Origin of the sequence: Micromonospora fiedleri (assembly GCF_016774385.1) — a bacterium.
GTDB classification, from domain to species: Bacteria; Actinomycetota; Actinomycetes; order Mycobacteriales; family Micromonosporaceae; genus Micromonospora; species Micromonospora gifhornensis.
This window is the reverse complement of the sequence record NZ_JAETXL010000003.1, coordinates 486639-500980: the sequence shown is the minus strand read 5'-3', so window position 1 is coordinate 500980 and position 14342 is coordinate 486639. Positions and strand designations below refer to the sequence as shown.

At 70.4% G+C, this 14342-nt stretch carries 11 protein-coding genes; 9 read left to right on the top strand and 2 right to left on the bottom strand.

Annotated elements, in window-relative coordinates:
• The first annotated feature begins 303 nt into the window (after window positions 1-303).
• The 5 genes from JMF97_RS10040 to JMF97_RS10020 all read left to right on the top strand — a co-directional run bounded on the left by JMF97_RS10040 (window position 304) and on the right by JMF97_RS10020 (window position 6202).
• Entirely contained in the window at window positions 304-1374 is a 1071-nt protein-coding gene (locus JMF97_RS10040; protein WP_238359053.1) for a sugar ABC transporter substrate-binding protein, read from the top strand.
• Window positions 1371-2912, top strand: a complete 1542-nt coding sequence (locus JMF97_RS10035) for a sugar ABC transporter ATP-binding protein (protein ID WP_203221291.1) — start codon at window positions 1371-1373, stop codon at window positions 2910-2912. Before JMF97_RS10040 ends, JMF97_RS10035 begins: the two co-directional genes overlap by 4 nt.
• A complete protein-coding gene (locus JMF97_RS10030; RefSeq protein ID WP_203221290.1) occupies window positions 2905-3945 on the top strand; it encodes an ABC transporter permease in 1041 nt (346 codons plus the stop codon). Before JMF97_RS10035 ends, JMF97_RS10030 begins: the two co-directional genes overlap by 8 nt.
• A gap of 62 nt (window positions 3946-4007) precedes the next feature.
• Window positions 4008-5327, top strand: a complete 1320-nt coding sequence (locus tag JMF97_RS10025) for an enolase C-terminal domain-like protein (RefSeq protein ID WP_307816851.1) — start codon at window positions 4008-4010, stop codon at window positions 5325-5327.
• Window positions 5324-6202 carry an amidohydrolase family protein gene (locus tag JMF97_RS10020; protein ID WP_203221288.1) on the top strand — a complete coding sequence of 293 codons (879 nt, stop codon included), beginning with the start codon at window positions 5324-5326 and terminating at the stop codon, window positions 6200-6202. The genes JMF97_RS10025 and JMF97_RS10020 overlap by 4 nt, the downstream gene beginning before the upstream one ends.
• Here the strand turns inward: JMF97_RS10020 and JMF97_RS10015 are convergent.
• On the bottom strand, window positions 6154-6906 hold the full coding sequence (locus JMF97_RS10015; RefSeq protein ID WP_203221287.1) for a FadR/GntR family transcriptional regulator: 753 nt from the start codon (window positions 6904-6906) through the stop codon (window positions 6154-6156). The two genes, JMF97_RS10020 and JMF97_RS10015, sit on opposite strands and share 49 nt — an antisense overlap.
• A 185-nt stretch (window positions 6907-7091) precedes the next feature.
• Between JMF97_RS10015 and JMF97_RS31970 the strand changes: the two genes are divergently transcribed.
• From JMF97_RS31970 to JMF97_RS09995, 4 genes are all read left to right on the top strand, one after another.
• Entirely contained in the window at window positions 7092-8117 is a 1026-nt protein-coding gene (locus JMF97_RS31970) for a zinc-dependent alcohol dehydrogenase (protein ID WP_203221286.1), read from the top strand.
• A 2-nt stretch (window positions 8118-8119) separates the two neighbouring features.
• Window positions 8120-8875, top strand: coding sequence for an SDR family oxidoreductase (locus JMF97_RS10005; RefSeq protein ID WP_203221475.1), 756 nt, complete (start codon window positions 8120-8122; stop codon window positions 8873-8875).
• Window positions 8876-9012: 137 nt separating this feature from the next.
• The gene (locus tag JMF97_RS10000; protein ID WP_203221285.1) at window positions 9013-9471 is read left to right on the top strand and encodes a hypothetical protein; all 459 of its coding nucleotides are present in this window, start codon (window positions 9013-9015) and stop codon (window positions 9469-9471) included.
• 346 nt (window positions 9472-9817) lie between these two features.
• Window positions 9818-12814 (top strand): glycoside hydrolase family 95 protein, encoded by a 2997-nt coding sequence (locus JMF97_RS09995; protein WP_203221284.1) that lies wholly within the window; start codon window positions 9818-9820, stop codon window positions 12812-12814.
• Between the two features lie 109 nt (window positions 12815-12923).
• Here the strand turns inward: JMF97_RS09995 and JMF97_RS09990 are convergent, their stop codons facing one another.
• The gene (locus JMF97_RS09990; protein WP_203221283.1) at window positions 12924-14225 is read right to left on the bottom strand and encodes a hypothetical protein; all 1302 of its coding nucleotides are present in this window, start codon (window positions 14223-14225) and stop codon (window positions 12924-12926) included.
• Between the last annotated feature and the right edge of the window lie 117 nt (window positions 14226-14342).

Here is a 14342-nt window from a genome sequence, read left to right as displayed (position 1 = left end):
CGGGAAGCAGTGATCGATCGGCGACCGGTTGTGACCGCCAACATCGGCGGGTGAGCCGCTCGCCCCACTGAGTCGTCGCCATCGCCAATCATCAGACCTTTCGGCGCGTCTCCTTCGCGCGCCCGCTTGCCGAACGCCTCATCCGTCCCGGATCGAGGCGTTGACGTTACGCGGCGAAAACGTATAACGTCCGATGTCTAGGCTGCCTGAGATGTCTGATCCTTCGCCATCCCCGTCCGACCCGTGTCGCCGCCACCCGCGGGCGCGACCGTGTCGATGACTTCCCGATCTGGAGGAACGGCAATGAACCGTAGGGCTCTGCTCGGTATGGGGGTGGCCACGATGCTCGCCGCGTCGGCCACCTTCGCCGCCGGCTGCGGCAACGACACGACCGGCGGGTCCGGCTCGGGCGGCTCCGAGCTGCTCGTCGGGGTGGACTACCCGCGCTCCGACACCGACTTCTGGAACTCGTACATCACCTACGTGCCGCAGTTCGCGTCCGAGCTGGGGATCGACCTGAAGACCACCAACTCGCAGAACGACATCGCGAACCTGATCTCGAACACCCAGACCTTCATGAGCCAGGGGGTCAAGGGCGTGGTGATGGCACCGCAGGACACCGCGGCCATCGCGCCCACGCTGGCCCAGCTCGACGACAGGAAGCTCCCGGTGGTCACCATCGACACCCGGCCGGACACCGGCAACGTGTTCATGGTGGTCCGCGCCGACAACCGCGCGTACGGGACGAAGGCCTGCCAGTTCCTCGGCACCAAGCTCGGCGGCAAGGGCAAGGTGGTGATGCTCCAGGGCGGTCTCGACTCGATCAACGGCCGGGACCGCACCGAGGCGTTCAACGAGTGCATGCAACGGGACTTCCCCGGCATCACCGTCTTCGGCGAGGCCACCGACTGGAAGGCGGACGTGGCGGCGTCGAAGTTGCAGACCCGGTTCGCCTCCGACCCGGACATCAAGGGCATCTACATGCAGTCGTCGTTCGCCCTCGCCGGCACGCTGCAGATCCTCAAGCAGCGCGGTCTCCAGGTGCCCCCGACAGATCCCACGCACGTCTTCGTGGTCTCCAACGACGGCATCCCCGAGGAGCTGAAGAACATCGGCGAGGGCCTCATCGACGCCACCGTCAGCCAGCCCGCCGACCTCTACGCCAAGTACGGGCTGGAGTACGTCAAGGCGGCGATCGAGGGCAAGACGTTCCAGCCCGGCCCGACCGAGCACGGCAGCACCATCATTCAGGTGCGTGACGGGCTGCTGGAGGACCAGCTGCCCGCGCCGCTGGTGACCCTGGACGGCGCGCCGATCGGCGGCGAGCCCACCACGAAGTTCGACGACGCCTCGCTGTGGGGCAACAACGGATGAGCGCCACCCGGCAAGCCCCGACCGGCGGGCAGGTCGGCGACGACCAGCCCGTCGTCGAGGCGGTGAACGTCACCAAACGCTTCGGCTCGACGCTGGCCCTGTCCGAGGCCGGCATCGTGGTTCGGCGCGGGGAGACGCACGCCCTGGTCGGGCGCAACGGCGCCGGCAAGTCCACGCTGGTCGGCATCCTCACCGGTCTGCAGGCAGCCGACGAGGGCCGGGTGCTCTTCGGCGGCGCGCCGGCACCGCCGCTCGGCGACCGCGACGCGTGGCGGCGGCAGGTCGCCTGCGTCTACCAGAAGTCGACGATCATCCCGGCCCTGACGGTGGCGGAGAACCTGTTCCTCAACCGGCACGCCCGCGGGCCGGGCCGGCTGATCCGCTGGAACACCCTGCGCCGGCAGGCCGAGGAGTTGCTCGCCGAATGGTCGGTCGACGTCGACGTACGCCAACCCGCCGCGACGCTCACCGTCGAACAGCGACAGTTCGTGGAGATCGCCCGGGCGCTGTCCTTCGGGGCCCGGTTCATCATCCTCGACGAACCCACCGCCCAACTGGACGGCGCGGGCATCGGGCGGTTGTTCGCCCGCATCCGCGACCTGCGCGCCCAGGGCGTGACGTTTCTGTTCATCAGCCATCACCTGCAGGAGATCTACGAGATCTGCGACCAGGTGACGGTGTTCCGCGACGCCCGGCACATCGTGACCGCCCCGGTGGCGCAGTTGAGCCGGCCGGCGCTGGTGGCGGCCATGACGGGCGAGGACGTGAGTATGCCCGAGGCAGCACCGCGGCCACCGTCGCGCGAGGTGCCGGTGCTGGTGTCGGTGCGGGACCTGGTCACCGCCTCCGGCGCGCAACTGTCGCTGGAGGCGAGGGTCGGCGAGGTCGTCGGCATCGCCGGTGGCGGCGGCAGCGGCAAGGTCGAGGTGGCCGAGGCGATCGTCGGACTGGCCCGCCCGGCGGGCGGGACGGTCACCCTCGACGGTCGGCGGTTGCGTCCTGGCAGCGTGCCCGACGCGCTGGCCGCCGGCGTGGGCCTGGTCCCGCAGGACCGGCACCGGGAGGGGCTGGTGCCGCTGCTGTCCATCGCGGAGAACGTCACGATGACCGTGCCGCACCGGGTCGGTCGGCGGGGTCTGATCTCCCCGGCGCGCCGCGACGCCCTCGCCCGGCAGAGCATCGCCGATCTCGCGATCAAGGCGGCCGGCCCGCAGGTGCCCGTCGCGGAGCTGTCCGGCGGCAACCAGCAGAAGGTGGTGATGGGCCGGGCGCTGGCCAGCGACCCGAAGCTGCTGGTGCTCATCACGCCGACCGCCGGTGTCGACGTGCGGTCCAAGCAGACCCTGCTCGGCGTCGTCGAGCAGGTACGACGCCGCGGCACGACCGTGCTCGTCGTCTCCGACGAGGTCGACGACCTGCGGATCTGCGACCGCGTGCTGGTGATGTTCCAGGGGCGGGTCGTCCGCGAGATGGCCCACGGCTGGAGCGACAACGATCTGGTAGCCGCCATGGAAGGGGTGGATCTCCACCATGTCTGAGACGCTGTCCACCGCCGCGTCGCCGGCTGCCGCGCCACCACCGTCGGCCGGGCCGCCGTCGCGGACGCTGGCCATCGCCCGACTGCGGGACCTGGCCCTGGTGCCGGCGATCATCGCGGTCGCGATCGTCGGCTTCGTCGTCAACCCGGTCTTCCTCAGCTCCGACAACATCATCAACGTGCTCCAGAGCATGTCGGAGATCGCGATCGTGGTGCTCGCCCAGACGATCGTGCTGATCACCGGGAAGATGGACCTGTCCCTGGAATCCACCTTCGGGCTCGCCCCCGGTATCGCCGCCTGGCTGGTCATCGACCCGGCCCTGACCCGCGGCCTCGGGCTCGACGTGCTGCCGTCGGCCTGGGCGGTGCCGGTCGTGCTGGCCGTCGGTGCCCTCGTCGGCGCCTTCAACGGCCTGCTCATCGTCCGGTTCGGCCTCAACGGTTTCATCGTCACGCTGGGCATGCTCATCGTGCTGCGTGGACTGTTGACCGGCATCTCCGGTGGCAAGACCTTCTTCGCCCTGCCCGAGTCGATGACCTACCTGGGCTCGGCGAGCTGGTTCGGCGTACCGGTGTCGATCTGGGTGTCGTTGCTGCTGTTCGCGGTCGGCATCGTGGTGCTGGGCTACACCCGGGCCGGTCGGGCGCTCTACGCCATCGGCGGCAACGTCGACGCGGCCCGCGCCGCAGGCATCCGTACCGACCGGGTGCTGTGGATCGCGCTGATCGTCGCCAGCATGCTCGCCGCCCTGGCCGGGCTGCTGATCAGCGGCCGGCTCGCCTCGGTGCCCGCGGCGCAGGGCAGCGGCGCCATCTTCCAGGTGTTCGCCGCCGCCGTCATCGGTGGGGTCAGCCTCAACGGCGGCAAGGGCACCGTCTTCGGCGCCTTCACCGGCGTCCTGCTCCTGTTCATGATCATCAACGTGTTGACCCTGGCCGGTGTGCCCGCACAGTGGACCAACTTCCTCAACGGCACGGTCATCCTGGTGGCCCTGGTGGTCTCCCGCATCACCGGAGGCAAGGCACAGACATGAGGGCACCGCTGCGCGAGCACCCGGCACAGGCAGGTCAGATGTCCGATCTCACAGGAGCCTCGGTGACTGAACTCATCTCGTCCGTGGAGACCATCGACGTACGATTCCCCACCTCCCGGCACCGGGACGGGTCGGATGCGATGAACCCGTTCCCGGACTACTCCGCCGCGTACGTGCTGCTGCGTACCACCGCCGGGGCCGAGGGGCACGGCCTGGTCTTCACGGTGGGACGCGGCACCGAGATCCAGGTGGCCGCGGTGCAGTCGCTGGCCGCCATGGTGATCGGTCAGTCGGTCGACGAGCTCGTCGCCGACCCCGGCGCGCTGGCCCGGCGACTCGTCGGCGACAGCCAGATCCGCTGGCTGGGCCCGGAGAAGGGCGTGGTGCACATGGCCGCCGGCGGCCTGGTCAACGCGGTGTGGGACCTGGCCGCCCGGCGGGCCGGTCAGCCGCTGTGGAAGCTGCTGGCCGACCTCACCCCGGAACAGCTCGTGGCCCAGGTGGACTTCCGCTACCTGCGCGACGCCCTCACCGAGCAGGAGGCAGTGGAGCTGCTGCGGGCCGCCGCCGACGGCCGCGCCGAGCGGGAGCGGATCCTGCGGGCCGAGGGCTACCCGGCGTACACCACCACACCGGGCTGGCTCGGTTACGACGACGAGAAGCTGGCCCGGCTGTGCCGGGAGGCCGTCGACGCGGGATACCGCCTGATCAAGCTCAAGGTCGGCGGCAACCTGGCCGACGACATCCGCCGGATGGGCATCGCCCGGCAGGCGGTCGGGCCGCACGTGCGCATCGCGGTGGACGCCAACCAGGTCTGGGGCGTACCCGAGGCGATCGAGTGGATGCGTGAGCTGGCCGTGTTCGACCCGTACTGGATCGAGGAGCCGACCTCGCCCGACGACGTGCTGGGCCACGCCGCCGTACGCGCCGCCCTGGCACCGGTGAAGGTGGCCACCGGCGAGCACGTGCACAACGCGGTGATGTTCAAGCAGTTGCTGCAGGCCGACGCGGTCGACGTGGTGCAGATCGACGCGTGCCGGGTCGCCGGCGTCAACGAGAACCTGGCGATCCTGCTGCTCGCCGCCAAGTTCGGGGTGCCGGTCTGCCCGCACGCCGGTGGCGTGGGCCTCTGCGAACTGGTGCAGCACCTGGCCATGTTCGACTTCGTCGCGCTCAGCGGCAGCACCGACGACCGGGCCATCGAGTACGTCGACCACCTGCACGAACACTTCGTCGATCCGGTACGCATCAGCGACGGCCGCTACCTGGCCCCCACCGCGCCGGGCATGAGCGCCCAACTCGTGCCCGCCGCGCTGGCCGACTACCGCTATCCCGACGGCCCGGAGTGGGCCGCCCCAACCATGGCGGGAGCACCGGCATGATCATCGACGCGCACCACCACCTGTGGCGGCCGGAACGCGGCTACACCTGGCTCGACGAGCCGGAGCTGGCGGTCATCCGCCGGCCGTTCACACCGGAGGACCTGACCGCCGAGCTGACCGCGACCGGTGTACACGGCACGGTGCTCGTCGAGGGTGGTCGCTGCCATCCCGACGAGGCGACCGAGTTCCTCGGCTACGCCGCCGACACCGCGCCGATCCTGGGGGTGGTGGCCTGGCTCGACGTGGCCGCCGGTGACGTCGGCGAGACCATTGCCCGCTACCGGCGGCTGCGCGGTGGTGAGTTGCTGGTCGGGCTCCGCTCGCAGGTGCAGGGGGAGACCGACCCCGACTACCTCGACCGGCCCGAGGTACGCCGGGGACTGGCCGAGATCGCCGCCGCCGACCTGGTGTTCGACCTGGTGATCCGGGCCGATCAGCTGCCCGCCGCGGCCCGGGCGGCCCAGGCGCTGCCCGAACTCCGGTTCGTCCTGGACCACCTCGGCAAGCCCCGCATCGACGAGGGTGCGGCGGGACTGCGCCAATGGCGTGAGCCCTTCGCCGACCTGGCGGCCCACCCGAACGTGACCGCCAAGCTGTCCGGCCTGGTGACCGAGGCGGCGCCGCACTGGACGGCGGACGACCTGCGGCCGTTCGTCGAGGAGGCGGTGAAACAGTTCGGCGCCGATCGTCTGATGTTTGGTTCGGACTGGCCGGTGTGCCTGCTCAGGTCGGACTATCCGGGCATTCGGCGGGCCCTGGAGGCGGCCCTGCCGACGCTGACCGACCGGCAGCGCAACGAGATCTTCGCCGGCACCGCGGTACGCACCTACGGACTGTCCGTACCGTCGATCCGCCCCGCCGGAGCACCCGGATGAGCGCGTCGCTGGGCCTTCGCCGCGTTGGCCGCGAGCACCGTACGCAACCACGCCTCGGAGGTGTTCACGTGGATCAGCGCACTGGCCTGGGCGAGCAGCTGGTCCCGCGAACGCAGGGCGAAATAGATGGCGTGGTGTTCGTCGATCGTCTTGTGTGCCGCGTTGCCCTCGATCAGGCCACGCCACACCCGGGCCCGCAGCGTACGGCTGGAGAGCCCGTCCAGCAGCGAGGTGAGAGTCTCGTTGCCGGTGGTCGCGATGACGGTGTGGTGGAAGGCGGTGTCGAACTGGATCAGCTTCTCGGCGTCGTCGGCCGCGGCCCGCATGTCCTCCAGGATCTGGGCCAGTTCGTCGAGTTGGGCGTCGGTCATCCGCAGCGCCGCCAGGCCGGTGGCCACCGGCTCCAGCATCCGGCGCACCTCCATGACCTCCAGCAGGGTGTCGTCGCGCAGCAGCTCGACCGCCAGGCCCAGCCCCTCCAGCAGAAGCCGAGGAGCGAGACTTGTGACATAGGTGCCGTCACCGCGCCGTACGTCGAGCACCCGGGCCGACTCCAGCACCTTCACCGCCTCCCGGACGCCGCTGCGGGAGAGCCCCATCTGGGCGGCCAGTTGCGGTTCCGGTGGCAGCCGGGCCCCCGGCGGCAACTCACCGCTCTGGATCATGCTCCGGATCTTCGCGATCGCGTCGTCGGTAAGTGCCATCCACGCCCCCTTCGGACCGGCCCGCCTCACACCCTCGGCTCGGATCCACCGGCGGTCACCGGCACCAGCTTCCACCACTATAGAGACATCGGACGTTTGTCGCCGACACGGTCCGCCGTGCCACCCGGGCAGTGGGACCGGCGCCCGGTCACGTCCGTCGACGAGCACCTGATCGAGGAGGCGGCGTGAACCGCAGCGCGTACTACGTCGGCGACCAGACCTTCGTCGTCAAGGAGGCCGACCGGGTGCCGCCCGGCCCCGGGCAGGTCCGCATCGAGGTCGCCTACACCGGGATCTGCGGCACCGACCTGCACATCGCGCACGGCGCGATGGACCAGCGGGTGCAGCGACCGGCGGTGATCGGCCATGAGATGTCGGGCCGTATCGCGGAGGTCGGCGCGGGTGTCGAGGGCCACCGGGTGGGGGACCCGGTGACGGTGATGCCGCTGGACTGGTGCGGCGACTGTCCCGCCTGCCGCGCCGGGCACACCCACATCTGTCACCGGCTCAACTTCGTCGGCATCGACTCGCCCGGTGCGATGCAGCAGTCCTGGACGGTGCCGGCGCGGATCCTGGTGCCGCTGCCCGACGGGCTGTCCCTGGCGCACGCCGCGCTGGTGGAGCCGACCGCGGTGGCCGTGCACGACGTGCGGCGGTCCCGCCTGGTCGCCGGTGAACACGCGGTGGTCATCGGCGCCGGTCCGGTCGGGCTGCTCATCGGTACGGTCGCGCGGACGACCGGTGCCCAGGTGACAGTGCTCGAACTCGACCCGCGGCGGCGTCAACTCGCCGCCGACCTCGGACTGTCCGCGGTGGATCCCGCGACGGTCGACGTCGCCGCCTACGTCCGCGAGGTAACCGGGGGCGCCGGTGCCGAGGTGGTGTACGAGGTGTCCGGATCGGCCGCCGGTGTCCGTACGGCGACGGACCTGCTCGCCGTACGCGGGCGGTTGGTCGTGGTGGCGATCCACCCCGCCCCGCGCGAGGTGGACCTGCACCGGATCTTCTGGCGCGAGCTGGAGGTGATCGGCGTACGTGTCTACGAGCGCGCGGACTACGTCGAGGCGGTCCGGCTGGTGCACGGTGGTCACGTGCCGGCCGACCGACTGATCTCCCGCATCGTGCCGTTGACCGAGGTGGCGCAGGCGTTCGAGGCGCTGGCCGCCGGTGGCGACGTCAAGGTGCTCGTGGACTGTGGAGGAGACGCGTGACGATGTTCGACCTCAGTGGCCGGCTGGCCGTGGTGACCGGCTGCCGCCGTGGCATCGGCCTGGCGATGGCCGAAGCCCTCGCGGCGGCCGGCGCCGACGTGATCGGGGTGAGCGCCGCACTGGAGGTGACCGGCAGCGAGGTGGCGGCCCGGGTGGGCGCGCACGGGCGGTCGTTCGTGCCGTACCGGGCGGACCTGTCCGACCGCGAGGCCGTCCGGGGGCTCGCGCGGTGGCTCGGGCAGCGGGACCGGCCGGTGGACATCCTGGTCAACAACGCCGGCACCATCCGCCGCGCGCCGGCAGCCGAGCACTCCGACACCGACTGGGACCACGTGCTGGAGGTCGACCTGTCCGCGCCGTTCCTGCTCGCCCGCGAGGTCGGTCGGGACATGGTGGCCCGGGGCAGCGGGAAGATCGTCTTCACCGCGTCGATGTTGAGCTTCCAAGGGGGCGTCACCGTGCCCGGCTACGCCGCGGCGAAATCGGGGATCGCCGGGCTGACCCGTGCGCTGGCCAACGAGTGGGCGCGGCACGATGTCAACGTCAACGCCATCGCACCCGGCTACATCAGCACGGACAACACCCAGGCGTTGCGCGAGCAGCCGGAACGCAACCAGGCGATCCTGGAGCGGATCCCGGCCGGACGCTGGGGACGGCCCGAGGACCTCGCGGGGATCACCGTCTTCCTGGCCTCCGACGCCGCGGCCTATCTGCACGGGGCGATCATCCCGGTCGATGGCGGCTGGCTCGCCCGCTGAACCGCCGTGCCATTGACTCCTGCAGTGTTATCGATAACATTTTATCTCTCGACATGAGCAGGACACCGTGGTCGCCGGTGGCGGCCACCGTCGAAGTCGGAGGTCACTGCCGGGTTCGGCTGGTAGGAGGGGATGTCATGCGGCTGTCAGGCCGGGTGAGGTACGCGGGGCGGCTGCCGAGCGGCACCACCACCGCAGCGTTCGTCGCGCTTGACCGCGTACGCCGTCAGCCGCTCGATGGGGCTGCGGAGCAGCGGGCCGCGACCGCCGCCTTCGACCTGGCCTACCGCGCCCTGCCCGCCAGCCGGCGGCGGTTGTTCCGCTGCCTGGGTCTGCACCCGGGCCCGGATTTCGACGTGCGCGCGGCGGCGGCGCTGGGCAACCTGACCCTGGTGCACGCCCGACGCACCCTGGCCGACCTGGTGGAACGCCGGCTGGTCGTCGAGTGCGGGGCCCGCTACCGGATACCGGATCTGCTCGTCGAGCATGCGCGCCGGCTCGCCCTCGACGAGCCCGCCGTGCTGCGCACCGCCGCACTCGTCCGGCTGGCCGAGGTGGACCGGATGCCACCCGGTCGTCGCGGCCGGACCGCATAGCCGCCACCACATCGAAAGCGTATCCATCAACATCTGATGTAAGCGGCCGGTGACTGCCTTCTGTCGGCGTGTCGGGGATGCTTGTCCGAGGTGGACGAGCTTTCCTGGCCAATCACCGCTAGCAGCGGTTTCGCCGGCTGGTCTGACAGCTCCGGCGGCAAGCATCGACCATTGCCTATTGCCTGAGCCGGTAGTAACATCTCCGAAACACATCATATGTCTGCCTGTTTCGCAGGCTACCGGCGACCTGACGCATCGCGGCCGCGGCTGGCTTCAACGGGCTGATTCCTCAATCAGTGTTTCCGCGCTTCGGGTGGCCGGGATCGGTCACCGCCTTGGAGGATCGATGTCAGACCTGACCCGACGGCAGGCGCTCAAGATCGGCGCGGCCGGTGCCGGGGGCGCCCTGCTGCCGCTGCCGTGGACCGCAGTCGCCCGCGCCGACTCGGTGGCACCCCCACAGGTGCTGGCGGCCGGCGACCTCGCGCTCTGGTACGACCGGTCCGCCGGCACCGACTGGTTGCGGGCGCTGCCGATCGGCAACGGCCGACTGGGCGCCATGGTGTTCGGCAACAGCGACACGGAACGGCTCCAGCTCAACGAGGACACCGTCTGGGCCGGTGGGCCGCACGACTCCAGCAACCCCAGAGGTCAGGGCTCGCTCGCGGAGATCCGGCGGCTGGTCTTCGCCAACCAGTGGACCCAGGCCCAGAACCTGATCAACCAGACCATGCTCGGCAACCCGGTCGGGCAACTGGCCTACCAGACCGTCGGCAATCTCCGGCTGGCCTTCGCCAATGCCAGCGGCACCTCGCAGTACAACCGGCAGCTGGACCTCACCACCGCGACCACCTCCGTCAGCTACGTGATGAACGGGGTCCGCTTCCAACGGGAGGTCTTCGCCAGCGCGCCGGACCAGGTCATCGCGATGCGGTTGACCGCCGACCGGTCCGCCTCGATCACCTTCACCGCGACGTTCGACAGCCCGCAGCGGACCAGCGTGTCCAGTCCGGACGGGGCCACGATCGCTCTCGACGGCGTCTCCGGCAACCAGGAGGGCGTGACCGGAGCGGTCCGGTTCCTCGCGCTGGCGCACGCCACCGTCAGCGGTGGCACCGTGAGCAGCTCCGGTGGGACGCTGCGGGTCACCGGCGCCACCAGCGTGACCCTGCTCGTCTCGATCGGCTCCAGCTATGTCAACTTCCGCAACGTCGGCGGCGACTACCAGGGCATCGCGCGGCGGCACCTCACCGCGGCCCGGGCCAGCAGCTACGACCAGCTGCGCGCCCGGCACGTGGCCGACTACCAGGCGCTGTTCGGTCGGGTCAGTCTCGAACTGGGGCGTACGTCGGCCGCGGACCAGCCGACGGACGTACGGATCGCCCAGCACAACTCGGTGAACGACCCGCAGTTCTCAACCCTGCTCTTCCAGTACGGCCGGTACCTGCTGATCTCCTCATCCCGTCCGGGCACCCAACCGGCGAACCTCCAGGGCATCTGGAACGACTCGCTGACCCCGGCCTGGGACTCGAAGTACACGATCAACGCGAACCTGCCGATGAACTACTGGCCGGCGGACACCACGAACCTGTCCGAGTGCTACCAACCGGTGTTCTCGATGATCCAGGACCTGACCGTCAGCGGCGCGCGTACCGCCCAGGTGCAGTACGGGGCCGGGGGTTGGGTCACCCACCACAACACCGACGCCTGGCGCGGTTCGTCGGTGGTCGACGGCGCGTTCTGGGGGATGTGGCAGACCGGCGGCGCGTGGCTGGCCACCATGATCTGGGACCACTACCTGTTCACCGGCGACCTGGACTTCCTGCGCGCCAACTACCCCGCCATGAAGGGCGCCGCCCAGTTCTTCCTCGACACCCTGGTCACCGAGCCCAGCCTCGGCTACCTGGTCACCAACCCGTCGAACTCACCCGAGATCGGCCACCACGCCGACGCCAGTGTCTGCGCCGGACCGACCATGGACAACCAGATCCTGCGGGACCTCTTCGACGGCTGCGCCCGGGCCAGCGAGATCCTCAACACCGACGCCACCTTCCGGGCCCAGGTCCGCGCCACCCGCGACCGGCTCGCCCCGACCCGGATCGGCTCGCGCGGCAACATCATGGAGTGGCTGTACGACTGGGTGGAGACCGAACGCAACCACCGGCACGTCTCGCACCTCTACGGCCTCGCCCCCAGCAACCAGATCACCAGGCGCGGCACCCCGCAGCTGTTCGAGGCCGCCCGCCGGACCCTGGAGATCCGCGGCGACGACGGCACCGGCTGGTCGCTGGCCTGGAAAATCAACTTCTGGGCCCGCCTCGAGGAAGGCAACCGCGCCCACGACCTCATCCGCTACCTGGCCACCACCGCCCGGCTCGCCCCCAACATGTTCGACCTGCACCCGCCGTTCCAGATCGACGGGAACCTCGGCGCCACCGCCGGCATCGCCGAGATGCTGCTGCACAGCCACGCCGGTGAACTACACCTGCTGCCCGCCCTGCCGGCCGCCTGGCCCAGCGGCTCGGTCAGCGGCCTGCGCGGGCGCGGTGGGCACACCGTCGGCATCACCTGGAGCAACGGCCAGGCCACCGAGATCCTCGTCCGGCCGGACCGGCCCGGCACCGTACGGCTGCGCGGTCGGATGTTCACCGGCACCTTCACCGTCGTCGACACCACCGACGGCACGCCGGCCCGCACCACCCGCGTCGAGACCGACCTGATCGAGGTCACCGTGCAGGGTGGACGCACCTACCGGGCCACCGGCTCGGCGGCGGCCGCACCGACGCTGGAGCAGAGCTTCAGCAACGCCAGTACCACCAACGACACCAACACCGGCGCGGCCAACTTCGACGGCAACGGCGCCAGCCTCTCCGCGCAGGCCCTGGCCCAGGCCGGCGTCACCCTGGGCAGCACGGTGAGCCGCAACGGCGTGAACTTCCGCTGGCCGAACGTGGCCCCCGGCGGCGCGGACAACGCCATCGCCTCAGGGCAGTCGATAAGCGTGACCGGCACGGGTCGTACGCTCGGGTTCCTCGCGACCGGCACCTACGGTGCGGTGTCGGGCACCGCCACGGTGGTCTACGCCGACGGCACCCGGCAGAGCTTCACGTTGAGCACCCCCGACTGGTACGGCGGACCGCACGCCGGTGCCACCGCCGCCATCGTGATGGCGTACCAGAACCGGCCCGGCAACCAGCGGCACAACGTCTCCGCCTGCGTCTACTACGTCGGGGTGGGGTTGCAGAACAAGCCGGTGAGCCGGGTCGAGCTGCCCAACATCAGCGCGCGACCGGCCGCCAACGTGCCGACCATGCACATCTTCGCCGTCGCGATCGGCGGCTGACGGAACGTCCGTGCCCGCACCGCCGGGCGGGCACGGACCATCGAAACGGCGCGCCGGCCGCGCACCACGGGGGTGCCGCGGCCGGCGCGTCGCGATGGTCACCGGTGCGTCACCGCTGGGCCAGCAGCCACCGCAGGATGCTGCTGTCCTCGTACGTCGGGCCGTAGGCGGCGTGGTAGTCCGGCAGGGAGAACGCCTCGTTGCCGTACTCGGTGTAGCGCAGCAACTCGGCGGTCCGCTCGGGCGAGGTGCCCCGCGCCTCGTACGCCGTCCGCAACGCGGCGTGCGTGTTGCGCGCCAGCGAGATGTTGAGCAGATGGTCGTTGACCCCGTGGGTGATCCAGAGCGGCACCTCACCGGCGGCGATCGCGGTCGCCTGGGCGGCGCTGATCTGGAAGCCACCGGTGACCAGACCGGCGGTGAACAGGTCGGGCCGCTTGGCGAACGCCTCCCACAGCAGACGCGAGCCGTACGACACGGTGGTGGCGTAGACCCGGCCGGTGTCGACCGGGTGGTCCTTGACGAACTGCTCGACCAGCCGGATCAGCAGGTCCCCCTCGGCGGGCAGACCGACCCGCTGGTTCTGCGGGGCCAGCACGATGACGTCCTCGGTGCTGCCGGTCCAGCTCGACTGCAACCAGGCCGTCGCCGGGATGTCGGCGGCGATCTGCACGCCCAGGTTGTCGCCGTCCCAGCCCATGCCGTGGCCGGGCAGGACCACCATCAGCGGGTACGTCCTGCCGGGCTGGTAGTTCTTCGGCAGGTGGTAGTGGTACGGCAGCACCATGCCGCCGCTGAGGTACGAGCCGTACCGGAAGTCGTCGACGAGCAGGTTGACGGCCTTCTCGGTGACCCGGTGCGCGGTGGTCGGCGCCGCCTTGACCAGCACCGGACCCTTGCCCTTGCCGTTGCCCGGCTGGGCGTGGACGTCCTTGCGCTGGACCACCCGGGTGGGCAGATCCTCGTTGACCTTGACGTGGCACAGGAAGGTCGGGCACTTGGAGAGCACGACGGTCCAGCCGAGGTTCTCGTCCGGGTCCAACTCCACGATGACGTACCGCCCCGGCACCGACCGCCGGTCGGCGCGGATGGTCGGCGCGTCGTTGGTGTAGGTGTGGGTGACCGTCCGCTCCGCCAGCTTGGGCAGGTCTTCGATCGGGTTGAAGCGGAAGTTGTACGTCGTGTCGGACACCGCGAAGGTCGAGGTGTCCAGGGTGCGCGGGTTGACCGTGGCCGGGTACTCGACGGCCACGGCCGAGACCTTCTGACCGTAGGTGTAGACGGTGGTGATGGGGGTGATGCCGGCGATGCCGCCGGCACCGCCCCGGTCGCCGGCAGCGGCGTAGGCCGTACCGGACATGCCGATCGCCAGCGCCGCGGCGACGGCGATCAGCGCCCTGCGCAGTCTCATCGATCCTCCCTGGTGGGGTGCGACTGACCCGCGCGTGCTGACAACTGCTCAGGGGTGCCGAGGGATGCAGTCGCTAAACTGATTTAGCAGAGCATCTTCCGAGAGTCGGTGCGCTGT